The organism is Sphingomonas sp. 22R3R2A-7, assembly GCF_036856055.1.
Classification (GTDB): Bacteria; Pseudomonadota; Alphaproteobacteria; order Sphingomonadales; family Sphingomonadaceae; genus Sphingomonas.
In genome coordinates, this window is sequence record NZ_JASPFR010000001.1 from 2944015 (window position 1) to 2970971 (window position 26957).

Annotated in this window: 17 protein-coding genes and 4 pseudogenes; 15 read left to right on the forward strand and 6 right to left on the reverse strand. The window is 67.5% G+C overall.

All coding sequences use genetic code 11. The features are described from left to right. Positions 1 to 173: 173 nt before the first annotated feature. Together ggt and QP165_RS14070 are read right to left on the reverse strand one after the other, a co-directional pair. Positions 174 to 1927 (reverse strand): annotated as a pseudogene (ggt, locus tag QP165_RS14065) (gamma-glutamyltransferase). A gap of 146 nt (positions 1928 to 2073) precedes the next feature. Further along, positions 2074 to 3104: pseudogene (locus QP165_RS14070) on the reverse strand (quinone-dependent dihydroorotate dehydrogenase). A 287-nt stretch (positions 3105 to 3391) separates the two neighbouring features. Between QP165_RS14070 and QP165_RS14075 the strand changes: the two are divergent. The 9 genes from QP165_RS14075 to mtnP all read left to right on the forward strand — a co-directional run bounded on the left by QP165_RS14075 (position 3392) and on the right by mtnP (position 12045). After that, complete coding sequence (locus QP165_RS14075; RefSeq protein WP_031441060.1) at positions 3392 to 3820, forward strand: SUF system Fe-S cluster assembly regulator; 429 nt, start codon at positions 3392 to 3394, stop codon at positions 3818 to 3820. A 124-nt stretch (positions 3821 to 3944) separates the two neighbouring features. Beyond that, entirely contained in the window at positions 3945 to 5435 is a 1491-nt protein-coding gene (sufB, locus tag QP165_RS14080) for a Fe-S cluster assembly protein SufB (RefSeq protein ID WP_056020496.1), read from the forward strand. A 96-nt stretch (positions 5436 to 5531) separates the two neighbouring features. Beyond that, a complete protein-coding gene (gene sufC / locus QP165_RS14085; protein WP_333996105.1) occupies positions 5532 to 6275 on the forward strand; it encodes a Fe-S cluster assembly ATPase SufC in 744 nt (247 codons plus the stop codon). 2 nt (positions 6276 to 6277) lie between these two features. Further along, complete coding sequence (locus QP165_RS14090) at positions 6278 to 7348, forward strand: SufD family Fe-S cluster assembly protein (protein ID WP_333997036.1); 1071 nt, start codon at positions 6278 to 6280, stop codon at positions 7346 to 7348. A 2-nt stretch (positions 7349 to 7350) separates the two neighbouring features. After that, a complete protein-coding gene (locus tag QP165_RS14095) occupies positions 7351 to 8559 on the forward strand; it encodes a cysteine desulfurase (RefSeq protein ID WP_443019377.1) in 1209 nt (402 codons plus the stop codon). Beyond that, a complete protein-coding gene (locus QP165_RS14100) occupies positions 8556 to 9017 on the forward strand; it encodes an SUF system Fe-S cluster assembly protein (RefSeq protein WP_333996107.1) in 462 nt (153 codons plus the stop codon). Before QP165_RS14095 ends, QP165_RS14100 begins: the two co-directional genes overlap by 4 nt. A gap of 129 nt (positions 9018 to 9146) precedes the next feature. Then, a complete protein-coding gene (locus tag QP165_RS14105) occupies positions 9147 to 9500 on the forward strand; it encodes a HesB/IscA family protein (RefSeq protein ID WP_333996108.1) in 354 nt (117 codons plus the stop codon). Between the two features lie 293 nt (positions 9501 to 9793). Continuing rightward, positions 9794 to 11185 (forward strand): amino acid permease, encoded by a 1392-nt coding sequence (locus QP165_RS14110; protein ID WP_333996109.1) that lies wholly within the window; start codon positions 9794 to 9796, stop codon positions 11183 to 11185. Further along, positions 11182 to 12045, forward strand: coding sequence for an S-methyl-5'-thioadenosine phosphorylase (gene mtnP / locus QP165_RS14115; RefSeq protein WP_333996110.1), 864 nt, complete (start codon positions 11182 to 11184; stop codon positions 12043 to 12045). The genes QP165_RS14110 and mtnP overlap by 4 nt, the downstream gene beginning before the upstream one ends. A gap of 465 nt (positions 12046 to 12510) precedes the next feature. Here the strand turns inward: mtnP and acnA are convergent, their stop codons facing one another. Next, the gene (gene acnA, locus QP165_RS14120; RefSeq protein ID WP_333996111.1) at positions 12511 to 15195 is read right to left on the reverse strand and encodes an aconitate hydratase AcnA; all 2685 of its coding nucleotides are present in this window, start codon (positions 15193 to 15195) and stop codon (positions 12511 to 12513) included. 246 nt (positions 15196 to 15441) lie between these two features. Here acnA and QP165_RS14125 point away from each other — a divergent pair, with 246 nt between their 5' ends. The 6 genes and pseudogenes from QP165_RS14125 (at position 15442) to QP165_RS14150 (ending at position 20555) form a co-directional block, all read left to right on the forward strand. Then, positions 15442 to 15930 carry a MarR family winged helix-turn-helix transcriptional regulator gene (locus QP165_RS14125; RefSeq protein WP_333996112.1) on the forward strand — a complete coding sequence of 163 codons (489 nt, stop codon included), beginning with the start codon at positions 15442 to 15444 and terminating at the stop codon, positions 15928 to 15930. Continuing rightward, positions 15927 to 16313, forward strand: a complete 387-nt coding sequence (locus QP165_RS14130) for a hypothetical protein (protein WP_333996113.1) — start codon at positions 15927 to 15929, stop codon at positions 16311 to 16313. Before QP165_RS14125 ends, QP165_RS14130 begins: the two co-directional genes overlap by 4 nt. A 14-nt stretch (positions 16314 to 16327) precedes the next feature. After that, positions 16328 to 17326 carry a TolC family protein gene (locus QP165_RS14135; RefSeq protein ID WP_333997037.1) on the forward strand — a complete coding sequence of 333 codons (999 nt, stop codon included), beginning with the start codon at positions 16328 to 16330 and terminating at the stop codon, positions 17324 to 17326. Next, a pseudogene (locus QP165_RS14140) lies at positions 17323 to 18500 on the forward strand (efflux RND transporter periplasmic adaptor subunit). Before QP165_RS14135 ends, QP165_RS14140 begins: the two are co-directional and overlap by 4 nt. A 100-nt stretch (positions 18501 to 18600) precedes the next feature. Beyond that, positions 18601 to 20055, forward strand: a complete 1455-nt coding sequence (locus tag QP165_RS14145) for a DHA2 family efflux MFS transporter permease subunit (RefSeq protein WP_443019304.1) — start codon at positions 18601 to 18603, stop codon at positions 20053 to 20055. Positions 20056 to 20141: 86 nt separating this feature from the next. Beyond that, positions 20142 to 20555: a phasin family protein gene (locus tag QP165_RS14150; protein WP_333996115.1), complete on the forward strand. Its 414-nt coding sequence runs from the start codon at positions 20142 to 20144 to the stop codon at positions 20553 to 20555. A 110-nt stretch (positions 20556 to 20665) separates the two neighbouring features. Here the strand turns inward: QP165_RS14150 and QP165_RS14155 are convergent, their stop codons facing one another. The 3 genes and pseudogenes from QP165_RS14155 to QP165_RS14165 all read right to left on the reverse strand — a co-directional run bounded on the left by QP165_RS14155 (position 20666) and on the right by QP165_RS14165 (position 26755). Beyond that, complete coding sequence (locus QP165_RS14155) at positions 20666 to 22288, reverse strand: efflux transporter outer membrane subunit (protein WP_333996116.1); 1623 nt, start codon at positions 22286 to 22288, stop codon at positions 20666 to 20668. Next, a pseudogene (locus QP165_RS14160) lies at positions 22285 to 25561 on the reverse strand (multidrug efflux RND transporter permease subunit). Before QP165_RS14160 ends, QP165_RS14155 begins: the two are co-directional and overlap by 4 nt. A gap of 6 nt (positions 25562 to 25567) precedes the next feature. Beyond that, positions 25568 to 26755, reverse strand: coding sequence for an efflux RND transporter periplasmic adaptor subunit (locus QP165_RS14165; protein WP_333996117.1), 1188 nt, complete (start codon positions 26753 to 26755; stop codon positions 25568 to 25570). Positions 26756 to 26957: the final 202 nt, after the last annotated feature.

The window sequence follows — 26957 nt, forward strand, 5'->3', positions numbered from 1 at the left end:
GTCTCTCCTGGGGCGCTCTTGCTGCTCGATATTCGACACTGCGGCATGCTTCAAAGCACGGGCAGTATAACAATATTCGTCATCCCAGCGAAAGCTGGGATCCAGAGCCGCGACCGGCGTCGCCTTTGGCTCTGGATCCCGGGTCGAGCCCGGGATGACGATGGTTTAAACGCTCATTCCGGCGCGCGTTGCAGCGCACCCACGCGCTGGATCTGTGTCACCGTGCCGTCCTGCGCGATCGCGACGCCTTCGCTGCGCGGATCCGCCGCGCCGACCCAGCGGCCGCCCACGCGCTCGACCGCGTTCGCCTTCAGCCCCAACGCGGTGACCTGCACCGTCTCGCCGAGCGCCTCGAGCGCGGGGACCATCGCCTCGCGTTCGGTGCCCTTCTCGACCGCGGCGACATGGCCGGGCGCATAGACCAGCCCGAGCGCGATCGACTCCTGCGCGGACAGTTTCCAGTCGACGACGCCGATGATCGCCTTCGCCACCTGCGCGATGATCGTCGAACCGCCCGCCGCGCCGACTGCGAGCCGGACCTTGCCGTCGGGGCCGTAGACGATCGTCGGGCTCATCGAACTGCGCGGCCGCTTGCCGCCCTCGACGCGGTTGGCGACGAGATAGCCGTTCTTGTCGGGGACGGTGTCGAAGTCGGTCAGCTGGTTGTTGAGCACGGTGCCGTCGACGCTCAGCCCCGAGCCGAAATAGCCCTCGACCGTGGTCGTGACCTCGACGACGTTGCCGCGCGCATCGGCGATCGCAAGATCGGTCGTGCCGGCGACCTCGCTGACGGGTGCGGACTGCCGCGCGGGGGCACCGGGGGCGAGCCGGCGCTGACGCTCGGCATCGTCGCGGTCGGCTGGATCAGCGCCGACCGCGACGCGAGATAGGCGGGGTCGAGCATGCCCTTGACCGGCACCGAGACGAAATCGGGATCGCCGACGTACAGGTCGCGGTCCGCATAGGCGAGCCGCGAGCTCTCGGCGAACAAATGCCATGCCTGCGGACTGTCCTTGCCGAGCCTGCTCATGTCGAAGCGTTCGAGCTGTTTCAGGATCATCAGCACGGTGATGCCGCCCGACGAGGGCGGGCCCATGCCGCAGACGCGGTACACGCGGTATTTGACGCAGACGGGCGGGCGCGACTTCGCGTCATAGGTGGCGAGGTCGCCCGTCGTCATCTTCGACGGATTGCGCGCGGCGGTGTTGACCGTGGTGACGATCTTCTGCGCCTGCGGGCCGACATAGAAGCTGTCGGCGCCCTGGCGCGCGATGCGCTCAAGGAGCGCGGCCTGCGCGGGGTTCCGGATCGTCGCGCCGACCGCGACGGGCGATCCGTCGGGGGCAGAGAACAGCGCGCGCGTCTCGGGCGTGATGTGGCCGCCATAGGCCTTCATCCCGTTGACGAGTCGCGGCGTGGCCTTGAAGCCGGTGGTCGCGAGCCGGATCGCGGGGTCGAACAGCCGCGCCCAGGGGAGTTTGCCCGACGCCCGGTGCGCGAGCGCCATGCCGCGCAGCGCACCGGGGACGCCGACGCTGCGGCCGCCGGGAACCGCGTCGCGGTGGCTGAGCGGGGTGCCGTCGGGAGCGTAGAACCAGCGCGGATCGGCAGCGGCGGGTGCCTTTTCACGCGCGTCGATCGTGCTGATCGCGCCGTTCGCCGTGTGGCTGACCCAGAAGCTGCCGCCGCCGATGCCGGAGCTTTGCGGTTCGACGACGTTGAGCGCGAGCATCGTCGCGATCGCCGCGTCGGTCGCGCTCCCGCCCGCGCGCAGGATCTCGGCACCCGCCGCGGCGGCGCGCGGGTCGGCGGCGCTGACCATGCCCTGGTCCTTCGCCGGAGTGGGGCCGGGGGCGGGGGCGGTCCGGCGGGCTTCGGCGGTGGCGGTGGGGAGGAGGAGGGCGAGCGCGAGTAGGGGAGTCTTCATCGCGCGCGAACCTAGCGCGGATCGGGTGGGTGGCAAGGCGTCCGCCGCAATCTCACCGTCATCCTGGGCTCGACCCAGGATCCAGAGCCACGAAGATCACCGTGTGTGGCTCTGGATCCCAGCTTTCGCTAGGATGACGAAATGTGTCAGCGGGCGTCGATACCTACCGCGTCGGCGATGGTGGCGAAACCGTCGCGGGTCAGCAGTGCGTCTAGGTCGCGCAGCATCCGGGCGGGGAGGCCGGGGCCTTCGTACACCAAAGCGGTGTAGAGCTGGACGAGGCTCGCCCCTGCACGGAGGCGGGCATAGGCCTCCGCACCGCTGCCGATGCCGCCGACCGAGATCAGCGGGATCGCCGCACCGGTCGCCGCGTGGAAGTCCGCCAGGCGCTGGCGGGCGAGCGGGGCGAGCGGGGCACCCGACAGGCCGCCGGTTTCCTTGGCGTTTGCCGAGCGCAGGCCGGGGCGGCCGATCGTCGTGTTGTTGACGATCAGCGCGTCGATCCGGTTGTCGATTGCGGCGCGGGCGATGTCGTCGATGTCCGCGGGCTCGAGGTCGGGCGCGACCTTGAGGAAGATCGGCGTGGTCCCCTTGGCGGCAGTGCAGGCGGCGAGCAGGTCGCGCAGCGCCGCACCGTGCTGCAGATCGCGCAGGCCCGGCGTGTTGGGCGAGCTGATGTTGATCGTGATGTAATCGGCGTGCGGCGCGGCGCAGGTAACGCCGTGGACGTAGTCGGCGGTGCGATCGGTCGCGTCCTTGTTTGCGCCGACGTTGATGCCGAGCACGCCCTTGCCGCGGCTGTGCGCCTTCGCACGGTCGAGCGCCGCGTCGAGGCCGCCATTGTTGAAGCCGAGGCGGTTGATCACCGCGCGGTCTTCGGGGAGGCGGAAGATGCGCGGCTTGGGATTGCCGGGTTGGGGCAGGGGGTGAGCGTGCCGATCTCGACGCTGCCGAGCCCGAGCCCGAAGAACCCGTCGATCGCGCGACCGTCCTTGTCGACGCCCGCCGCAAGGCCGACCGGGTTGGGAAAGGCGATCCCCGCGACTGTCGTTGCAAGCCGTGGGACGGATGGGGCGAGCGGCGTGCCGGCCTTGCCCCAGGCGGCGAGCGCGGCGATCGTCAGGCCATGCGCGCGTTCGGCGTCGAGGCGGAAGAGAAGCGGGTGGTAGAAGGCCATGCCCCGTCCTCGCGTCCCGGCGGGGAGCGTCAAGGTGCAGCCTTGGCTATGCCGCATTCCGGTGTCTGCCACACGCCGTCACCCCAGCGCACGCTGGGGTCTCCCGGTTACGGCCGCCCGACCCGAGCCGGGAGACCCCAGCGTGCGCTGGGGTGACGGCGGATTTTGGAGTCGAAAGGGCATGCTCAGTTGCGAGTCGTTAGCACTGGCGGACGGGTTGACGCTGCCCGTCGCAAAGCCCATTTGTCAATCGGATCATATCGGTCCGATTGGACTCACGAAGCACCATGCGTCTTTCCAGCCTAGCCGACTATGCGGTAGTCATGATGAGCGCCGCGGCGCGTCATTGTGGCGGTATCGCGCGGCTGAACGCGACGCTGCTGAGCGAGGAGACCGGCGTGCCGCTGCCGACCGTGCAGAAGCTGGTCAGCCGCTTGTCGGCCGCGGGTCTGATCGAGAGCACGCGCGGGACCGGCGGCGGGTTTCGCCTGTCGCGGCCGCCCGCGTCGATCTCGCTCGCCGACATCATCGAGGCGGTCGAGGGCCCGATCGCGCTGACCGCGTGCGTCGACGGTGCGGCGCAGGATTGCTGCATCGACCAGACATGCAAGGTGAAGCCGCACTGGAACGCGGTCAACGGCGCGGTCCGCGGCGCGCTCGCCGGCGTGACGCTCGCCAGTCTCTTGCAAGTCCCGAATTCGCCGGTGCCCGCATGACGCGCGCAGCGACTTACCCCTTTCTCCGCGATCTCTGCGCCTCCGCGCGCACAATCTCGTATTCGCGCAGGGGCGCAGAGATCGCAGAGTTTTTAGAGAGCCGCGTTGCGGCGGAGATGGAATGATGGCTACCCGGAACGCAGAGGCATATGCCGCCGCGAACAAGACGTACGAGTGGGGCTTCTCCTCGGACATCGAACAGGAATTCGCGCCCAAGGGCCTGTCGGAAGACACGGTGCGCTTCATTTCCGCCAAGAAGGGCGAGCCGCAGTGGATGCTCGACTGGCGGCTGAAGGCGTTCGCGTTGTGGCAGACGATGGAGGCGCCCGACTGGTCGAAGCTCAACGTGCCGCCGATCGATTACCAGGACGCCTATTATTACGCGGAGCCCAAGGCGAAGCCGAAGCTGGGGAGCCTCGACGAGGTCGATCCCGAGATCCTGCGCGTGTACGAAAAGCTCGGCATCCCGATCGGCGAGCAGAAGATGCTCGCGGGCGTGGTCGAGGATCCGCTGAACGAGGACGGCACGCCGAAGCGCCGCGTCGCGGTCGATGCGGTGTTCGACAGCGTCTCGGTCGCGACGACGTTCCGCAAGGAATTGGAGGCCGCGGGCGTGATCTTCCGGTCGATCTCCGAGGCGATCAAGGAATATCCCGATCTCGTCCGCAAGTGGCTCGGCAAGGTCGTGCCGCAGCGTGACAATTACTTCGCGACGCTGAACTCGGCGGTCTTCTCCGACGGCACGTTCGTCTACATTCCCGAGGGTGTGCGTTGCCCGATGGAGCTGTCGACCTATTTCCGGATCAATGCCGAGAATACCGGGCAGTTCGAACGCACGCTGATCGTCGCCGACAAGGGGTCGTACGTCTCGTATCTCGAGGGCTGCACCGCGCCGATGCGCGACGAGAACCAGCTGCATGCCGCGGTCGTCGAACTCGTCGTGCTCGACGATGCCGAGATCAAGTACTCGACCGTGCAGAACTGGTATCCGGGCGACGAGAATGGCGTCGGCGGGATCTACAATTTCGTCACCAAGCGCGCATTGTGCCAGGGCAAGAACTCGAAGGTCAGCTGGACGCAGGTCGAGACCGGCAGCGCGATCACGTGGAAATATCCGTCGTGCGTGCTGGCGGGCGACGGCTCGGTCGGCGAATTCTATTCGGTCGCGGTGACGAACAACCGCCAGCAGGCCGATACCGGCACGAAGATGATCCACCTCGGCAAGAATACGCGGTCGACGATCGTGTCGAAGGGGATTTCGGCGGGGCGCTCGGACAACACCTATCGCGGGCTGGTGCGCGTCGCGCCGACCGCGGAAGGCGTGCGCAACTTCACCCAGTGCGACAGCCTGCTGCTCGGCGACCAGTGCGGCGCGCATACCGTGCCGTATATCGAGGTCCGCAACCCGTCCGCGCAGATCGAGCATGAGGCGACGACGTCGAAGATCTCCGAGGACCAGCTGTTCTACGCGATGTCGCGAGGGCTGGATGCGGAGGCCGCGGTCGCGCTGATCGTCAACGGCTTCGCGCGCGAGGTGCTGCAGCAGCTGCCGATGGAGTTCGCGGTCGAAGCGCAGAAGCTGCTGGGGATCTCGCTGGAAGGGTCTGTGGGGTGATCCCCGCCCGTCATCCCGCCGGCGCGGGCATGACGGGACAGTGCTGGCGCAGGACGCGGCGCGGAAATTTAGAGATTTGGAATTGGGCAGAATTCGATGCTGAAAATTGAAAACCTTCATGCCGAGATCGACGGCAAGGAAATCCTCAAGGGGCTCTCGCTCGAGGTGAATGCGGGCGAGGTGCACGCGATCATGGGGCCGAACGGCGCGGGCAAGTCGACGCTGGGCTATGTGCTCGGCGGGCGGCCTGGGTACGAGGTCACGTCTGGCTCGGTAACGTTCGGCGGCGTCGACCTGCTCGAGCTCGAGGCGCATGAGCGCGCCGCGGCGGGCGTGTTCCTCGGCTTTCAGTATCCGGTCGAGATTCCCGGCGTGTCGAACGTCCAGTTCCTGCGCGAGGCCTTGAACGCCCAGCGCGCGACACGCGACGAGAAGGCGCTGTCGGGCGGCGAGTTCCTGAAGCTCGCGCGCGGGCAGGCGGATCTGCTCGGCATGGATTACGACATGCTCAAGCGGCCCGTGAATGTCGGCTTTTCGGGCGGCGAGAAGAAGCGCAACGAGATGGTGCAGATGGGCATCGTCAACCCGAAGTTCGCGATTCTCGACGAGACGGACTCGGGCCTCGACATCGATGCGCTGCGCGTCGTCGGCGACGGCATCAACCGCATCATGCGCGCGCCCGACAAGGCGGTGCTGCTGATCACGCATTACCAGCGGCTGCTCGATTATGTGGAGCCGGACTTCGTCCACGTTCTCGCCGACGGCCGCATCGTCCGGTCGGGCGGCAAGGAACTGGCGCAGCAGCTCGAGAGCGAAGGCTATGTGGGGATCGCCGCGTGACGATGCTGCTCGACCTTCCCTCGACGCGCGAGGAATCGTGGCGCTGGGGTGATCCGGCGGCGATCGCCGCGGCGGCCGGGTTGCCGCGCGGCGAGGCGCTGGCGGGCGCGTGGTTCCTCGATCTGGAGGGCGCGCGGGCGGTGTTCGTCGATGGCGTGCTCGATGAGGGGCGGAGCGATCTGCGCCATGTCGCGATCGCGCCGCTCGAGGGTGGCGAGCATGTGCTCGGCCGTCGCACGACCGGTAATGGCTGGTCGCTGCGCGTCGACGCGAATGCGTCGGCCGAGCTGATCCAGATCGTCCATATCTCGACCGGGGGCGACAACCAGCTCCCCGCCGAGATCGTGCTGGCGGGTGGTGCGCAGGCGTCGGTCGTCGAAACCTATGTCGGCACCGGCTGGTCGAACCGGTCGACGCGAATGACGCTGGGTGCGGGTGCGAAGCTGACGCGCGCGGTGCGGTTGCTGCAGGCGAGCGGGTTCGTGTCGTTGCGCGACGAGGCGGATGTCGGCGCGGAGGCGAGCCTGATCGTGACGGTGCTCGGCGCGGGCGATGCGGGCACGCGGATCGATGGTGCGATCACCGTGTCGGGTGACGATGCGTTTGCCGAATATGGCGGCGCGTTGCTGACGCGGAAGGCGCAGAAGCAGGAATGCGCGCTGTCGGTGCGGCATGCCGCGCTGAACGGGCAGAGCAAGCAGATCTGGCGCGCGGTCGCCGCGGATACGTCGACGGCGAGCCTTGCCGCGCGGGTCGAGGTGGCGCGCGATGCGCAGAAGACCGACGGCGTGCAGTCGTTGCGCGGCCTGCTGCTCAAGCGCACCGCGACGGTCAATCTGAAGCCCGAGCTCGAGATCTTCGCCGACGACGTGAAGTGCGCGCACGGCGCGACGGTCGGCGAGCTCGATCAGCGCGCGTTGTTCTACATGCAGAGCCGCGGCATCCCGCATGCCAAGGCGCAGGCGCTGCTGACGCGCGCGTTCGTCGGCGATGCGTTCGCGCAGATCGCGGACGAGACGGTGCGCGACGCGTTCGTCGCGGACGCGGATGCGTGGCTGGAGGCGGCGCTGTGACTCTGACGCTCGAAACGCGCCCGCTCGACCGGGTATCGGACTTCCCGGCTATCCCCGAGGGCTGGGCGTATCTCGATACCGCTGCCACCGCGCAGAAGCCGCAACCTGTGGTCGACGCGATCACGCGTGCGTATGGCGAGACCTATGCGACCGTGCACCGCGGCGTGTACCAGCGCTCGGCCGACATGACGGTCGCGTACGAAGCGGCGCGGGGGGCGGTAGCGCGGTTCATCGGCGCGGGATCGCCCGACGAGATCGTGTTCGTGCGCGGCGCGACCGAGGCGATCAACCTGGTCGCGACCTGCTGGGCGGGGACCGAGCTGAAGGCGGGCGACCGCATCCTGCTGTCGATGCTCGAACATCATTCGAACATCGTGCCGTGGCAGATGATCGCCGAGGCACGCGGTGTCGCGATCGACGTGCTGCCGCTGACGCCGGACCATAGCATCGACCTCGATGCGATGGAGCGGATGATCACGCCCGCGCACAAGCTGGTCGCGCTCGGGCATGTGTCGAACGTGCTCGGCTCGGTGCTCGACGCCAAGCGCGCGACGGAGATCGCGCATTCGGTCGGCGCGAAGATCCTGATCGACGGCTGTCAGTCGGTGCCGCGCATCGCGGTCGACGTGACGGCGATCGGCTGCGATTTCTACGTGTTCTCGGGCCACAAGCTGTACGGCCCGACCGGGATCGGCGTGCTGTGGGCAAAGCCCGAGCTGCTCGAGGCGATGCCGCCCTATCAGGGTGGCGGGTCGATGATCGACAGGGTGTCGTTCGCGAAGACGACGTACGCGCCGCCGCCGGGACGGTTCGAGGCGGGGACGCCGCATATCGTCGGCGCGCTCGGGCTGCATGCCGCGATCGATTATGTCGAGAGTATCGGGCTTGGCGCGATCCATGCGCATGAGACCGCGCTGGTGACTGCGACGCGCGAGGCGCTGTCGGGAATCAATTCGGTGCGGCTGTACGGCCCGGCGGACTCGGCGGGGATCGTCTCCTTTACGATCGAGGGGGTTCATCCGCACGACATCGGCACCATATTGGACGAAGAGCGCGTCGCGATCCGGGCGGGCCATCACTGTGCGCAGCCGCTGATGGAGGCGCTGGGCGTCGAGGCGACGGCACGCGCGAGCTTCGGGGTCTATAACGGCCCTGCCGACGTCGATGCGCTGGTGCGCGGTATCGCGCGAGTAACGAGGATATTTGGATGAGCGATCGGTTCGAGATCGAGGAAGTCGAGGCGGTGCAGTCGCCGCCCAAGGCGCGTGTCGTGCTGGACACCGACGGCGATGCGGAGCGCAAGCGCGACTATCTCGCCGGGTTCCTGGCGCAGAAGCCGCAGGTGGACTCGCCCGGCGAACCGGGTGGCGCGGTGTACGATGCGATCATCGATGCGCTGAAGGAGATCTACGATCCCGAGATCCCGGTGAACATCTATGATCTCGGGCTGATCTACGGCGTCGAGGTGACCGAGGACGGGCATGCGGTGGTGTCGATGACGCTGACGACGCCGAACTGCCCGGTTGCGGAGTCGATGCCCGCCGAGGTCGAGATGCGGGTCGGGTCAGTGCCGGGCGTGGGGTTTGCGGAAGTGAACCTGGTCTGGGATCCGCCTTGGGATCCGCAGAAGATGTCGGATGAAGCCAAGCTCGAACTGGGCATGCTGTAGTGACTTGCCCCTCCCCTTCAGGGGAGGGGGCGGGGGTGGGGCCTTCGCCGCCGCGCGCGCGGCTTGGTCGGGCGCCCCACCCCAACCCCTCCCCTGAAGGAGAGGGGCTTTAGATGGAAGGAACGAGCCATGGCGACGACATTGCGAGCACGCCCGGCGGCGCTGAACCTGACGGCGACGGCGCACGCACGGATCGCGGACCTGATGGCGCGCGCGCCGGAGGGGTCGATCGGGGTCAAGCTGTCGACGCCCAAGCGCGGGTGTTCGGGGCTCGCCTATTCGGTCGATTATGTGAGCGAGGCCAAGCCGTTCGACGAGCGGATCGACACCCCCGGCGGCACGCTGTTCGTCGATGGCGGGTCGATCCTGTATCTGATCGGCTCGACGATGGACTGGGTCGAGGACGACTTTACCGCGGGGTTCGTATTCCAGAACCCCAACGCCAAGGGTGCGTGCGGGTGCGGGGAGAGCTTTACGGTCTGAGCGGGCGGGGGGCGTTTCTCCTCCTATGATCGTCATCCCCGGGGAGGCGGGGATCCATAGCGGCAGATTGTGATGATCGATCGCGAGCTCAGCCAGTCTGGATTCCCGCCTGCGCGGGAATGACGGTAGGGGGTTGGGGGGCGTTACCGTCATGCGGCCGCCCGACCGGGCAAAGGTTGCCGCCCGGACGGACCGCGTTACAAGGACCTCGCCAAATGGACCCCGGCCGTGTGCCGGGGTGGCGCGCTGGACCGAACGGAATGATCCGCGTCCAGATTGACGAGGGGATCTACGTGGCCAGTCTGTTTCGCCGAAAAATCGTTACCGAGCAGCCGCCCGAGCATCAGCTCGCGCGGACGTTGTCGTGGCCGCATCTGGTCGCGATGGGCGTGGGCGGGATTGTCGGTACGGGCATCCTGACGCTGATCGGCGTCGGAGCCGGACTCGCGGGCCCCGCGGTCATCCTGTCGTTTGTCATCGCCGGCGGAATCTGTGCCTGCGCCGCGCTCGCCTATGCCGAGATGGCGACGATGATCCCGGCGAGCGGAAGCGCGTACACCTATAGCTATGTCGTGCTCGGCGAGCTGATCGCCTGGGTGATCGGCTGGAGCCTCATCCTCGAATATTCACTGGTGGTGTCGACCGTCGCGGTCGGCTGGTCGGGCTATGCCGCGCCGTTGCTGCGCGGCGCGTTTGGCTTTCCCGAGGCACTGACGCTCAGCCCCGAGCTGGGCGGTATCCTCAACGTGCCAGCGATCGTCATCATCGCGGTCGTCGCGGGCGTGCTGTCGTTCGGGACGCGCGAGAGCGCGACGCTGAACGCGGTACTGGTGGGCGTGAAGATGATCGCGCTGACCGTGTTCGTGTTCATCGCGCTGCACTATTTCAACGCCGCGAACCTGCATCCGTTCATGCCCTACGGCTTCCCAAAAGCAGTCGCGCCCGATGGCGCCGAGCGCGGGGTGATGGCGGCGGCGGCGATCATCTTCTTCGCCTTCTACGGGTTCGACGCGATCTCGACCGCGGCGGAGGAGACGAAGAATCCGGCGCGCGACCTCGCGATCGGCATCCTCGGGTCGATGGTGGTGTGCATCGCGATCTACATCCTCGTCGCGGTCGCCGCGGTGGGGGCGCTGTCCTATACGCGGTTCGCTGGCTCGGCCGAGCCGCTCGCGCTGATCCTGCGCGAGATCGGGCGGCCGGGGTTCGCGACGTTCCTCGGCGCGTCGGCGGTCATCGCCCTGCCGACCGTGCTGCTCGCCTTTTTGTTCGGGCAGAGCCGGATCTTCTTCACGATGGCGCGTGACGGCTTGCTGCCGCTCGGCCTCGCCAAGGTGTCGAAGCGCGGCGCGCCGGTGCGGATCACGTGGATCACCGCGGCGATCGTCGCGGTGATTGCAGGGCTGTTGCCGCTCGCCGAGATCGCCGCGCTTGCGAATGCAGGGACGCTCGCCGCGTTCGTCGCGGTGTGCGCGTGTATGCTGGTGATGCGCCGCCGTGCGCCCGATGCGATCCGCACCTTCCGTGCGCCGGCCGCGACGCTTGTGGGCATCGTCGGCATTCTCGGCTGCCTGTACCTATTCTTCAGCCTGCCTTCGAAGACGCAGCTGTATTTCGGGCTGTGGAACCTGCTCGGGCTGGTGATCTACTTCGTCTACGCCCGGCCACGAGCGCTGGCCGAATGAGTGGCTGGACGATCGGGATCATCGGCGGCTCAGGGCTGTACGGCGTCGAGGGGATCGAGGACGGGCGGTGGCAGACGGTGGAGACGTCCTGGGGGGCGCCGTCGGATGCGATCTATACCGGGCGCGTCGGGCCTGTCGGGGTGGCATTCCTGCCGCGGCATGGACGCGGGCACCGGATCTCTCCGTCGGAACTCAATGCGCGCGCAAATATCGATGCGCTCAAGCGCCTCGGCGTGACCGACGTGCTGGCGGTGTCGTCGGTCGGCTCGCTCGTCGAGGCCCGCCCGCCCGGCAGCTTCACGATCGTCGACCAGTTCATTGACCGCACCAAGGGGCGGCCATCGAGCTTCTTCGGGACCGGACTGGTCGCGCATATGTCGATGGCGGACCCGGTGTGTCCGCGGCTGTCCCGCTACGCCGCCAACGCCGCGCGTGACGCGGGGGCAGCGGTCGATGACCGCGGCACCTACCTCGCGATGGAGGGGCCGCAATTCTCGACGCGTGCGGAGAGCCGGCTGTACCGCCAATGGGGATGCGACGTGATCGGCATGACCGCGATGCCCGAGGCAAAGCTCGCGCGCGAGGCGGAGCTGCCTTACGCGCTGGTCGGCATGGTGACGGACTATGATAGCTGGCGCGAGGACGAGGCGGGGGTCGATGTCACGCAGGTCGTTGCGCAGCTCGGTGCGAATGCGGCCAAGGCGCGCGCGATGGTGATGGCGCTGTTGCGCGCGCTGCCGGCGGAGCGCGAGGCGTCGCCGATCGATACCTGTCTCGACAGCGCGATCATCACCGCGCGGGATGCGCGGGATCCGGCGCTCGTCGCAAAGCTGGACACTGTGGCAGGCCGCGCGCTTTAGCCTCGCGGCGACGTCGCGGCGGCGTACCGCAGGTGACGTATCGTCCTCTCATCGGCGACGCACGGCAGCCTGACGGGTACAGGCTCGGCGGGCAATTTTTGTAAAATTATTGTCATTCGTCGCGGCCGACACATTCGTGCAACATATCGGCGCGATGGAGGGGCGTCGCCGCTCCCTCTTCCCCCTGTGGACGGCGACATGACCGGGCCTCCCCTGTCCCGGTTCCCTCCCTGAACTACGGGGCGACTGTCATGGTCGCCCCGCCTTTTCGGGGTCGCGATCGCGATGCGGCGTCCACCATTCTTCCTGACCTGAAACACGTCATCCCAGCAAAGGCCGGGATATCCCTCGTGGTGGGCGACATGCGCCTCACGGGGATATCCCGGCCTTCGCTGGGATGACGGTAGTTCGGGTAGCTGAAGGCAGCCCCGCCGTCCCGGATCGCTCCGGGACGACGCCAGTCGCTTACGCCGCCAGCTTGCGCAGGACGTACTGGAGGATGCCGCCGTTGAGGAAGTATTCCAGCTCGTTGACGGTATCGATCCGGCACTTGGTCTCGAACGTCTCGCTGCTGCCGTCGGCGCGGGTCATCTTGACCGTCACGTCCTGACGCGGGCGGATGCTCGCCACGTCGAGGATGGTGAACGTCTCCGAGCCGTCGAGGCCGAGCGTCTTGCGATCCGTGCCCTCGGCGAACTGCAACGGCAGTACGCCCATGCCGACCAGGTTGGAGCGATGGATACGCTCGAAGCTCTCGGTAATGACTGCGCGGACGCCGAGCAGGTTGGTGCCCTTCGCCGCCCAGTCGCGCGACGAGCCGGTGCCATATTCCTTGCCGGCGACGATCACGAGCGGCGTGCCGTCCTGCTTGAAGCGCATCGCGGCGTCGTAGATCGCCATGACCTCGCCGTCATACTTCGACATGCCGCCTTCGACGCCGGGGACCATCTCGTTCTTGATGCGGATGTTGGCAAACGTGCCGCGCATCATCACGTCATGGTTGCCGCGACGGGCGCCATAGCTGTTGAAGTCGGCCTTGCTGACCTGATGCTCCTGGAGGAAGCGGCCGGCGGGGCTGTCCGCCTTGATCGAGCCTGCGGGCGAGATGTGATCGGTGGTGATCGAATCGCCGAGGATCGCGAGCGGCTTGGCGTCGATGATGTCCTGCACGGGGGCGGGGGTCATCGACAGGCCGTCGAAGTAGGGCGGGTTGGCGACATAGGTCGACCCTGCACGCCACTGGTACGTGTCCGACCCCGTGACGTCGATCCCGCGCCACTTCGAATCGCCCGCATAGACGTCGCCGTAGCGCGCACCGAACATCGACGCGTCGATATTGGCGTCCATCGTGCTGCGGACTTCCTCGTTGGTCGGCCAGATGTCGCGCAGATACACGTCCTGGCCGTCGGAGCCCTGACCCAGCGGCGTCTCGATCATGTCGGTCGTGACGGTGCCCTTGATCGCATAGGCGACGACGAGCGGCGGCGACGCGAGGAAGTTGGCGCGGACGTCGGGCGAGACGCGGCCCTCGAAGTTGCGGTTGCCCGAGAGGACCGAGGCCGCGACGAGGTCGTTCTCGTTGATCGCCGACGAGATCGCCGGCGCCAGCGGGCCCGAATTGCCGATGCAGGTCGTGCAGCCATAGCCGACGAGGTTGAAGCCGAGCGCGTTCAGGTCGGCAGTGAGGCCGGCCTTGTCGAGATAGTCGGTGACGACCTGCGAACCGGGAGCCAGCGACGTCTTCACCCAGGGCTTCGACTTCAGGCCGAGGGCGTTGGCCTTGCGTGCGACGAGCCCTGCGGCGACGAGCACCGACGGGTTCGACGTGTTGGTGCAGCTGGTGATCGCGGCAATGACGACGTCGCCGTCGCCGATGTCATGCTCACGACCCTCGACCGCGACGCGCGCGGGCTGCTCCTTATGGTACAGCTTGTGGAGGTCGCTGTTGAACACCTCGTCGACCTTGTTGAGGCTGACGCGGTCCTGCGGGCGCTTCGGGCCGGCGAGCGACGCGACGACCGAGCCCATGTCGAGCTCGAGCGTGTCGGTGAAGACGGGGTCCTCGGCATTCTCGTCACGCCAGAAGCCGTTCGCCTTTGCGTACGCTTCGACCAGCTCGACATTCTCGTCGGAGCGCGCGGTAAGGCGCATGTAATCGAGAGTCTTGTCGTCGATCGGGAAGAAGCCGCAGGTGGCGCCATATTCCGGCGCCATGTTGGCGATCGTCGCGCGGTCGGCGAGCGTCATCGACGACAGGCCCGGGCCGAAGAACTCGACGAAACGGCCGACCACGCCCTTGGCGCGCAGCATCTGCGTGACGGTGAGCACGAGATCGGTGGCGGTGATGCCCTCGTTCAGCGCGCCGGTCAGCTTGAAGCCGACGACTTCGGGGATCAGCATCGAGACGGGCTGACCGAGCATCGCGGCCTCGGCCTCGATCCCGCCGACGCCCCAGCCGAGCACGCCCAGACCGTTGATCATCGTCGTGTGGCTGTCGGTGCCGACCAGCGTGTCGGGATACGCGATCATCGTGCCGTCGCCGTGGTCGCCCGAGCTAGCCGACGACCAGACGGCTTGGCCGATATATTCCAGGTTCACCTGGTGGCAGATGCCGGTGCCGGGGGGGACGACCTGGAAATTGTCGAGCGCCTTGCTGCCCCACTTCAGGAACTCGTAGCGCTCGATATTGCGCTCGTATTCGAGATCAACGTTATCCTCGAACGCCCTGGGCGTGCCGAACTCGTCGACCATCACCGAGTGATCGATGACGAGGTGGACGGGGACCTGCGGGTTGATCTTCTCGGGGTTGCCGCCGAGCTTGGTCATCGCATCGCGCATCGCGGCGAGATCGACGACGCAGGGCACGCCGGTGAAATCCTGCATCAGCACGCGCGCCGGGCGATACTGGATCTCGCGGTCGCTGCGACGCTCCTTCTGCCAGTCGACGATCGCCTGGATGTCGTCACGCGTGACGGTGACGCCGTCCTCGAAGCGCAGCAGGTTCTCGAGCAGCACCTTCATCGAGAAGGGCAGGCGGCTGATGTCGCCGAGCTGTTCGGAAGCCTTGGCAAGGCTGTAATAGTCATACGACTTGCCGCCGGTGGAGAGGCTCGTGCGGGTCTTTAGGGTGTCCTGGCCGATGGCAGTCATAGGGGTCCTTCCCGTGGGCGTCGGGCCGCCGGGCGCCGAGGGGAAGCGGCCTATGGGACCGCGGGGGCGCGTAGGGGACCGACCTGAATGCGGTTACTGCGCGGGCCTTAGCAAGGGGGGCGAGCGGGGGAAGGGCGGGTTTCGCCGATCCTGCGGTTTCACAAGGCCAATTTGCCGCCGCCGCGCCACGGCGACATGAACGATTTGTCATTTTTATGCTTGAGCAGTGGTTGCTAAAGCAACTTTATGGACTTTTATTCCGTACAGGACTTTGCGCCCGACTGTTCGATCGGATTTCTCGGTCGGCAGATCCATCAGATGGGCGGCCAGTCGCTCGAGCCGCTGTTCGTCGAGGAGGGGCTGACGCACACGCAATGGTCGGCGATGATCGCGATCTGGTTCGGACGCGGAAATACGTGCGCGACGCTGGCGCGCGACATGGCACACGACAAGGGGGCGATGACCAGGCTGGTCGATACGCTCGAGAATAATGGCTGGGTGGCGCGGACGCGCAGCGTCGAGGATCGGCGGATCGTCCACCTTGCGCTGACCGACGCCGGGCGTGTCGTCGCGTTGCGCTGTCGGGACCGGGTGATCGAGCGGTGGAACCGGTGGCTGAAGGACTGGAAGCCCGACGAAGTGACGACGCTGATCAGCCTGATGCAGAAGCTGCGCGCGACGATGGAGGCGGATGCGGTCGACGGGCGCGCGGGCGGCGGCTGCCAGTCCGCGTGACGCGCGCGGTCCTCATCGCCGCGGGGCTGCTGGCAGGGTGCGCGGTTCCCGAGTCGAAGCCGCTCGTCACGCCGCTCGCGGCGCCGGCGGTGGGGCTGTCCGCTACCCCGGCACCGACGATCGCGGCGGACTGGTGGCGCGGCTTTGGTGATCCGCAGCTCGACCGGCTGGTCGGTGATGCGGTTGCGGGCAATCCATCGCTCGACGCGGCGCTCGCGCGTGTGGCGCAGGCGCGCGCGGTGCTGGCGACGCGCGACGCCGACAACGGGCCGAACGTCACGCTCGATGGGTCGGCGCAGGTTGCGCGGCTGAGCGGGCGCTACACGATCCCGCCCCCTTTGCGGGGTCGACGCGGTTCATCGGGTCGACGGCCGCGAACCTGAGCTGGAACCTCGACCTGTTCGGGCGCCAGAAGGCTGCGATCGAGGGCGCGCGGGCGTCGGTTCGGGCCGCGGCGCTCGACCTCGCTGCCGCGCGGCTCACATTGTCGGGGGCGGTGGTCCAGACCTATGTCGACATGGCGCGCGCCGAAATGCAGGCCGGGATCGCACAGCGGACGATCGCCACGCGCGAAAACTCGCTCCGGCTGGTCAACGTGCGGATCCGTAACAACCTGTCGAGCAAGCTCGAGGCGCAGGCGGCCGCGACGCTGCTGGCGCAGGCGCGACAGGCGCTGCTGCGATCGCAGGCCGCACAGCTGCTGGCGAAGACCGCGCTGGCGGCGCTTGCGGGGCGCGGCGTGGATTATCCCGCGACGATACGGCCGACCGCGATCCGGCTCGATGCCGCCTTGCCCTTGCCGCGCGCGGTGCCGGCGGACCTGCTCGCCCGCCGCGCTGATATCGCCGCGGCGCAGGCGCGGATCGAGGCGGCGGCGGCGGGGCGCCAGGTCGCGCGTCGCGCCTTTTATCCCAACGTCAATCTGGCGGCGATGGCGGGGTTCCAGGCGGTCGGGCTTGGCAATCTGGTATCGCTCGATGCGGGAACGGCGGGGGTAGGGCCCGCGCTGCATCTGCCCCTGTTCGACAATGGCCGGTTGAAGGCCGAGCTCGCCGGCTCGACCGCGCTGCTCGACGCCGCGACCGCCGATTATAACGACCGCATCGTCGGCGCGGTCCGCGAAGCCGCCGACGCGCTCGCGCGGATCGGCGCGCTCGAGGCGGACCGCGTTCGCCAGCGTGAGGTCGTGCGGGGGTTTGCCGAGACGGGGCGTCTCAACGCGATCCGTGTGTCGAGCGGCCTCGATAGCCGGCTCGACCTTGTCGACAACGACGTGCGGACGCTCGAGGCCGAGCAGGCCGACGCCAATCTTGCCGCCGACGCGGCGCAACAGCGGATCGCGCTGGTGCTCGCGCTGGGGGGCGGTTTCGATTCTTCGCAGGACCCGATTCGATGACCGACACGCAGACGGATTCGCAGACAGGCACGCCCGCTTCGCCAGACCCCGCGGGTAACCCGAAGGCGCGCAAGCACTGGCTGACCCTCCTGGGCATCGTCGTGGCGATCGCGCTGATCGTCTGGGCCGTCTTCCATTTCCTGCTGGCGAAGCCCGAGGAGGAGACCGACGACGCCTATGTCGCCGGTGACGTGGTGTCGATCACCGCGCGCGATCCGGGGCAGGTGATCGGCATCCACGCCGACAATACGCAGATGGTGAAGGCCGGCGCGCCGCTGATCGATCTCGACGCGGCGGCGGCGGATGTCGGGCTGGCATCCGCCGAGGCGCAGCTCGCGCAGGCGGTGCGCGCGACGCGGTCCGACTTCTCGAAGGTCAACGAGACGGGCGCAGCGGTTGTGCAGGCGCAGGCCGAGCTGACGCGGACGCAGAGCGACCTGCAGCGGCGGCGCGGGGCGGCGGCCGAGGGGGCGATCTCGGGCGAGGAGCTCAGCCATGCCGCGGATGCGGTGAAGGTCGCGGCTGCCAATCTCGCGCTCGCCCGCAGCCAGCAGGCGCAATCGCGCAACAGCGTGTCGGGGACGACGGTGTCGAGCAATCCTGCGGTCCTGTCGGCGATCGCCGCGTATCGCCGCGCCGCGATCACGCGCAACCACATGCACATCACCGCACCGATCGACGGCGTCGTCGCGCAGCGTACGGTCCAGCTGGGGCAGCAGGTCCAGGCGGGGATGCCGCTGCTCGCGGTCGTGCCGCTCGACCGCGTCTGGGTCGACGCGAATTTCCGCGAGACGCAGCTCAAGGACCTCCGGATCGGCCAGCCGGCAACGGTGACCGCGGACATGTATGGCGACGACATCGTCTATCACGGGCGCGTCGTCGGCCTGGGGGCGGGGAGCGGGAATGCGTTCGCGCTGCTCCCCCGCAGAATGCCAGCGGCAACTGGATCAAGATCGTCCAGCGCGTCCCGGTGCGGATCGCGCTCGATGCGCGTGAGCTGAACGCCAATCCCCTGCGCGTCGGGCTGTCGGTGACGACGATCGTCGACACCGCCGACGTGTCGGGGACGCGGATCGGTCGGCCGGCGCGACGGACGTTCGCGCAGGCGTCGACCGACGCGAACGATGCGAAGGTCGAGGCGAAGATCCGTCAGATCATCGCGGCGAACCGCTGATGGCGGCGCCCCCAGCGGGCGGAACGGGCGCCGGACCCGCCCCACTGACGGGGGAAAGCTCGCGCTGGTCGCGTTCGCGCTCGCGCTGGGGACGTTCATGATGGTGCTCGACACGACGATCGCCAACGTCTCGCTACCGACGATCGCGGGCAATCTGGGCGTCAGCGCGGACAATTCGACGTGGGTCGTCACGGCATTCGCGGTCGCCAACGGCATCGCGGTGCCGCTGACCGGGTGGCTGATGGGGCGGTTCGGGGTGGTCAGGACGTTCTGCGTCTCGGTCATGCTGTTCACGCTGGCATCGTTCCTGTGCGGGATCGCGTGGAGCCTGCCCTCGCTGATCGCGTTCCGGATCCTCCAGGGCGGATTTTCGGGGCCGATGATGCCGGGAAGCCAGGCGTTGCTGATCTCGGTCTTCCCGCCCGAGAAGCGGTCCACTGCGCTCGGCATCTGGTCGATGACGACGCTCGTCGCGCCGATCATGGGACCGATCCTCGGTGGGTATATTTCCGACAATTATCACTGGAGCTGGATTTTCCTGATCAACGTGCCGTTCGGCGTGTTCGTCGCGTTCTTCTGCTGGCGCGGGCTAAAGGACCGCGAGACGCCGACGCGCAAGCTGCCGATCGACACCGGGGGGCTGATCCTGCTGGTGCTGTGGGTCGGTGCGCTCCAGATCATGCTCGATCTCGGCAAGAACGACGACTGGTTCCAGTCGACGCGGATCGTCGTGATGGCGGCGGTCGCGCTGACCGGGTTCGTCGCCTGGATCATCTGGGAGGTGACCGCCGCGAATCCGGCGGTCGACCTGTCGCTGTTCCGGAGCCGCAACTTCGCGCTCGGCAATCTCGCCTTCTGCCTCGGCTATGCGGTGTTCTTCGCCAACATCCTGATCCTGCCGCTCTGGCTGCAGACGCAGATGGGCTATACCGCCACCTGGGCGGGTCTGGTCGCGGCGCCCAGTGGCGTCGTCGCGGTGCTGTTGACGCCGCTGATGGCACGGCTCGCGGGGCGGATCGACGCGCGGCTGCTCGCAACGGTCGCGTTCGCGTCGTTCGGCTATTCCTATTATCTGCGATCGGGGTTCACGACGACCGCGAGCACCTGGGACCTGATGGTGCCGATGATGGTGCAGGGGATCGCGATGAGCACGTTCTTCCTGGCGATGCTGACGATCTCGCTCGACCGGATCCCGGGCGAACGGCTGCCCTCGGCGACGGGGATGTCGAACTTCGCGCGGATCGTCGCGGGCAGTTTTGCCGCATCGATCATCACCACCGCCTGGGACCGGCGCGAGGCGCTCCACCAGAGCCGGATGAGCGAGGCGGTCGGGTCGGGCATGCCGTTGCAGATGGCGCGCGACACGCTGGGCCGGATGGGGATGAGCGACGTCCAGGCCGCGGGCGCGATCACGCGGCAGATGGTGGGGCAAGCCTATCTGCTGGCGTCGACCGATCTGTTTCGGTTGTCGGCATGGCTGTGCGTCGCGTTGATCGCGATCGTATGGCTCACGCGGCGCGCGTCGCCGATGCAAGGGCACGTCGCAGCGGACTAGGCCTCCCGCCCATGAAACCAACCGCCTTGGTGCCGGTTGATAGAGGGTGCAATAAGGCATCAAACATAGGCAAGAGGAGCGCTGTCATGGCCGAGAACGTCAAGGCTTCGATCGACAAGGGTGCCGATACGCTGAAGGCGGCGTCCGACCGGATGCAGCAGGGCGCGGACACCGCGCAGGCCAATTTCCGCGAACATGTGGCCGACCCGGCGCAGCGCGCTGGCGAGGCGATGCAGGAATCGGGGCGCAAGATCGCCGAGACCGGCTCGACCATCGGCGCCAAGATGATCGACCAGGCCGAGCAGAACGCACGCGAGGCCTTCGCGGCGATGCGCGAGGCGGCAAGCGCGAAGGACCTGTCGGACGTGATGAAGATCCAGAGCGCGTTCATGCAGTCGCAGGGTCAGCGCAGCATGAGCCAGGCGCGCGAGATCGGCGAACTCATCATGCAGTTCGGTCGCGATGCGGTGGCCCCGTTGAAGGGCGGCGGGCAGGGCTGATCGCCGCGGGGCGGGCGTTTACACGGGCGGCTTCGGGTCGAAGCCGCCCGTTCTGGTTCCTCTGCCGTGTGGCAGAATGACCGTCGCAAGCCGGTGACCGGCGCGCCTCGTCACTCCGGTCGGGGTGCGCCGCCCTGCGTTACCGGCTGTGGGCCGGATGCAGTCGCCTCGAGCGTGGAATCGCCGCCCAGCACGCGATAGAGCGTCACGCGGTTGCTGGCACCGACGAGCTGGGTCGCGACGAGATTGCGCTGCGCCGTATACAACGAACGCTGCGCATCGAGCGAGTTGAGGAACGTATCGATGCCACCACGATAGCGCGCATCGGACAGGCGGAACGTGTCGAGCGCGGCGTTGGCGAAATTCTGGTTCGCCTGCAGCTGATCCGCGATTGTCCCTTGCCGCGCCAGCGCATCCGCGGTTTCCTGAAACGCGGTCTGGATCGACAGCTCATAGGTAGCGAGCGCGGCGTCACGCTGCGCTCTCGTGAACGCGACGTTGGCGATCCCGGCACCGGCCTGGAATATCGGGTAGCTGACCGAGGGCGCGACCGAATAGTTGAACGCGCCACCACTGAACAGCGACGACAGCGCGGTACTCGCGAACCCGACGAGCCCGGTGAGCGATATGCGCGGGAACAACTGCGCACGCGCCGCGCCGATCTCGCCGTTCGTCGCGCGCAGCTCATATTCCGCCTGCACGACGTCGGGGCGCCGCAGCAGGATGCCGCTGTCGAGCCCAGCGGGCAATGTCGCGACCGTCGGCAACGCCTGTTCGATCGACACGGGGAGCAGCGCGGCGTCGACCGGGGCGCCGACGAGCAGTTGCAGCGCGTTGACATCCTGCGCGAGCGCGGTGCGCTGCGCCGCGAGATCGGCCTGCGCGGTGTAGAGGATCTGCTGGGCCTGGCGGAGGTCGGTCCGGGGCGACACGCCGCCGCGCAGGCGTGCGTTGGTCAGCGTGACGCTGCGCTGCGAGCTCGTGACGGTGTCCTGCGCGATCTTGAGCAGGCTCTGGTCCGAGGCGTAGGTGAGCCACGCATCGGCGATGTCGCCGACCAGGGTCAGCCGCGTCGCGCGCGCCGCGGCCTCGGTCGCGAAATAGCGGTCGAGTGCGGCGCCGGTGAGCGAACGGATCCGCCCGAACAGGTCGAGCTCGAACGCGGTGGTGCCCAGATCGACCGAAAACGCGCTGTTGGAGTTCGACGAGCTGATGACGGTGCCACCCGCGCCCGTGCCGCCCGTTCCGATCCCACCGGTGCCGGTCCCGCCGGTCCCCGTGCCACCCGTTCCGGTGCCGCCCGTTCCCGTGCCCCCTGTGCCCGTGCCCCCTGTGCCCGTGCCGCCCGTGCCCGTGCCGCCACCGCTCGTCGCGGTGCTGCGCGCGCCGTTACCGCCGCCCGAATAGGTGTACCGACCGCTCGCATCGATCTGCGGGAAGAGATCGGCGCGCTGGATCCGGTATTGCGCGCGGGTGGCGGCGATGTTTGCCGCGGCGACGCGCAGATTGCGGTTGTTCGCGAGCGCCTGCGTGATGATCTGCTGGAGGCGCGGATCGCGGAAGACGTCGCGGTAGGTGATCGCGGGCAGCGCCGCCTCCGATTGGCGCAGATACGCGTCGCCGACCGGCCATGACGGCGGCACCGGCAATTCGGTGCGCGCGTATTTCGGCGCGAGCGAGCAGCCCGCCAGCGCGGTCGAGGCGGCGAGGATCAGGATCAACGAGCGCATCATGCGGGCTCCGGCCGGTGAGGGCCCTGGGGTTCGGGCGGGCCAAGCGGCTCGTCATGGGCGCTGTCGTTATCGTGATGATCGCCCTGGAACCCGGTCGGACGACCGCGCAGCTTGGCGATGCCGTCGCGCGCGCCGCGGCGGACGAGGACGAAGAACAGCGGGATGTAGAAGATCGCGAGGATCGTCGCGGTCAGCATCCCGCCGACCACCGCCGTACCGATCGCGATGCGGCTGTTCGCGCCGGCGCCGGTGGAAAGCGCAAGTGGCAGCACGCCGAGGATGAACGCGAACGACGTCATCAGGATCGGGCGGAGACGGATCTTGGCGGCGGACAGTGCCGCCTCGATCACGCGCTTGCCCTTCTTTTCCTCCTGCTCGGCGAATTCAATCATCAGGATCGCGTTCTTTGCGGCGAGGCCCATCGTCGTGAGCAGGCCGATCTGCAGATACACGTCGTTGATCAGCCCGCGCAGCGTCACCGCGAGGATCGCGCCGACAAGGCCGAGCGGGATCACGAGCAGCACCGCGATCGGGATCGACCAGCTTTCGTACAGCGCGGCGAGGCAGAGGAACACGACCAGCAGCGACAGGCCGTAGAGGATCGGCGCCTGGCCCGACGACAGGCGTTCCTGATAGGACAGCCCCGACCACGACACCGACGTGCCGGGGATCTGTCCCGCGAGCTGCGCGATCTTGTCCATCGCGTCGCCCGAACTGACGCCGGCCGCGCCCGAACCCTGGATTTCATAGGACGAGATGCCGTTGAACCGCGACAGCGTCGTCGGCGCCTGGCCCCAGCTGGTCGTCGCGAACGACGAGAAAGGGGCCATCTGGCCGTTCGCGCCGCGGACGAACCATTGCGCGAGGTCCGACGGCTCGGCGCGGAACTGCGCATCGCCCTGGACATAGACGCGCTTGACGCGGCCGCGATCGATGAAGTCGTTGACGTACTGGCCACCCCACGCGGTCGACAGCGTCGAGTTGACGTTCGCCTGCGTCAGACCCAGCGTCGACAGCTTCTGCTGGTTCGCGTCGACGCGAAGCGTCGCGACGTCGGGCAGTTCGGTCAGGCGGATCGCGGTCAGCGACGAGATCCGCGCGCGCGAGCGCCAGCAGCTTGTCCCGTGCGGCGTTGAATTCGGTCTGCGTGAGGCTCCCGGTGTTCTGCAGCTGCATCGTGAAGCCGTTCGACGATCCGAGACCGCGCACCGCGGGGGGAACGAGCGAATAGACCTGGGCATCACGGAATCCCGCAAAGGCCTTCGACGCGCGCCCGGTGATCGCTTCGGCGGTATTTTCCTTGCCCTCGCGCAGGTCCCAGGGCGCGAACGAGACGAAGCCCTGTCCGGTGTTCTGGCCGCTCGCGCCACCGCCACCGCCGCCGCTGACGGTGAACATCGTGCGGACGTTCGCCTTCTCCTGCGTGAAGTAATATTGCTCGATCTGCTTCTGCAGCGCGAAGGTACGGCCCTGCGTCGCGCCCGCGGGAAGCTGGAACTGGACGATGCCCGAACCCTGATCCTCGGTCGGCAGGAAGCCCGTCGGCAGGCGGAGGAACAGCACGGCGAGCAACGCCACGGTGCCCGCATAGATCACCAGGAACAGCCACTTGCGGTTGATCACCGACTGGACCGCATTGGTATATTTCTGCGTACCCTTGTCGAACCCGCTGTTGAACTTCTCGCCGGCCCGCGTGAAGACATGCGCGACCTTGGGGAACTTGCGCTCACCCCAGCTTTTCTCGTGATTGCCCTCGGCGTCCTTCTTCTTCTGCTTGAGAAGCGTCGCGGTGAGCGCCGGCGACAGGATCAGCGCGACGAGCACGGACAGGATCATTGCCGACACCATCGTCAGCGAGAACTGGCGGTAGATCACGCCCGTCGACCCGCCGAAGAACGCCATCGGCAGGAACACCGCCGACAGGACGAGCGCGATCGCGACCAGCGCGACGGTGATCTCGTTCATCGACTCGATCGTCGCCTCGCGCGGCGACATGTCGGGATTTTCCTCCATCAGGCGCTCGACATTCTCGACGACGACGATCGCGTCGTCGACGAGCAGGCCGATCGCGAGCACGAGCCCGAACAGCGTCAGCGTGTTGATCGAGAAGCCCGCGAGATAGAAGATCCCGAACGTCCCGAGGAGCACGACGGGGACGGCGATCGTCGGGATCAACGTCGCGCGCCAGCTCTGCAGGAACACGAACATCACGATGACGACGAGGATCACCGCCTCGATCAGCGTCTTGATGACCTCTTCGATTGACAGCTTGATGAAGTCGGTCGTGTCGTTGGCGTAGGCGAATTTGAGCCCTGGCGGGAAGCTCTTCGCCGACTTCTCGACATAGGCCTTGACCAGTTCGGCGGTCTTGAGCGCGTCGGCACCCGGCGCGAGCAGCACGGCGATACCCGCGCCCGGATGCGCGTTGACGCGGCTGCGCGCATTGTAGTTCTCGGCGCCGAGCTCGATCCGCGCGACGTCGCGCAGCTTGACGGTGGCGCCGTCGTTGGTGGTCTTGAGGATGATGTTGGCGAACTGCTCGGGCGTCTGGAGGCGCGACTGCGCGGTGACGGTCGCGTTGAGCATCTGCGTGTCGGGCTGTGGCTGGCCGCCGAGCTCGCCCGCCGCGACTTCGGCGTTCTGCGCCTGGATCGCGGTCGTGACGTCGCTCGGGATCAGCTGAAAGCTCGCCAGCTTGTTCGGGTCTAGCCAGATGCGCATCGCATATTGCGCGCCGAACACGTTGCTGTCGCCGATCCCGGGGATACGGCCGAGCGGATCCTGCAGGTTCGAGACGAGATAGTCGGAGACGTCCTGGTTCGTCAGCTTGTCCGTCTCGTCATAGACGCCGACGATCAGCAGATTGTCCGGGTTGGACTTGCGGACGACGAGGCCCTGCTGCTGAACCTGTTGCGGCAGGCGGGACAGCGTCTGCTGGACCTGGTTCTGGACCTGGACCTGCGCGATGTCGGGATCGGTGCCTTTTTCGAACGTGACCGTGACCGTCACCGAGCCGCGCGACGACGAGGACGAGCTGAAATAGATCAGCCCGTCGATCCCGGTGAGCGACTGTTCGACGACCTGCGTGACGCTGTTCTGGATCGTCTGCGCGTTGGCACCCGGGAAGGTGGCGCGGATCGTCACCTGCGGCGGCGCGACGTCGGGATATTGCGCGATCGGCAGGCTCATGATCGCGCCGATGCCGCCGAGCATCACGATGATCGCGAGCACCCAGGCAAAGATCGGGCGATCGATGAAGACACGAGACATCATGAGGGGTTAGCCGGCCTTTTTCTGGCTGGCATCGCCACCCGAGGGATCTTGCTTGGGTGCCTCGATGCGCTGCGCGGTATTCTCGGGCACGGGCTTCACGCCCTGGTTCGGCGCGATCTTCGACAGGCCCTGCGTGATGATGCGGTCGCCGGGGTTGAGCCCGCTGGTCACGACCCAGAACGCGCCCTGCGTCCGGTCGGCCTTGACCTTCTTCTGCACCGCCTTGTTGTTCGCATCGACGACATAGACGGTCGCATTGCCCTTGGCATCGCGTGACAGGCCCGCCTGGGGGACAAGGAACGCGCGCTGGTTGATCGCCTGCGCGAACCGCGCCTGGACGAACATGCCGGGCAGCAACAGACCCTGCGGGTTCGGGAAGCGCGCGCGCAGCGTCACGGTGCCGGTCTCGGTGTTGACCAGCGCCTCGGCGAACTCGACCGTACCGGTCGCGCCATAGTCGCTGCCATCCTCGAGCTTCAGCCGGACCTCGGCGCGCGTCGGGACGATGCCGTTCTGCCCGAGCGAACGGCGCAGCGCGAGCAGGTCGCCCGACGATTGCTGGATGTCGACGAACATCGGGTCGAGCCGCTGGATCTGCGCGAGCGGGTCGGTCTGCGTCGCGGAAACGAGCGCGCCGACGGTGAACAGCGACCGGCCGATCCGCCCCGTGATCGGCGCGGGCACGGTCGTAAATTTCAGGTTGATCTGCGCGGTTTCCAGCGCGGCGCGCGTTTGCGCGACCGAGGCGGTCGCCTGACGCGACGTGGCGATCGCGTTGGTATAGTCCTGCTGGCTGATCGCCTCCATCTCGGCGAGCGGCTTGTAGCGGTTGGCGAGGACGCGCTGCGCCTGTTCGTTCGCACGCGCGCTCTGCAGGTTCGCCTGCGCCTCGTTGGCGGCGGCGCGATAGAGGCGTGGATCGATCTCGTAGAGCGGCTGGCCCTTCTGGACGAGCGTCCCTTCGGTAAAGAAGCGACGACGGATGATCCCGGTGACCTGCGGCCGGACATCCGAGCTTTCGAACGCGGTCGTGCGCGCGCTGAGCTCGGTGGTCATCGCGACGCTCGAAGGCTGGATCACGACATAGCCGACGGTCGGCGTTCCCTGGCCGGGCTGACCGCCCTTGCCCTTGCCCTTTGCGGCGTCGTCGCCGCCGCCGGAACAGGCCGCAAGCGCGATCAACGCGGGTGCCATCAGGGCGTAGCGCCGAGGGGTAAGTCGTGTGACTATCAAGTGGGGTATCCGCGATCAGATGAGGGCCGGCTAAACCATGCGGATGTACCAGAAGTGTGTCAGTTGAAAAGCGGACGTGAAAAATAGGGCAGGGAAAGTAACCTGTTTGATTGCCGGTGCTTTTTCCGCCGTCGGCGGGCGCTGACGGCGCTCGGTAACGTGC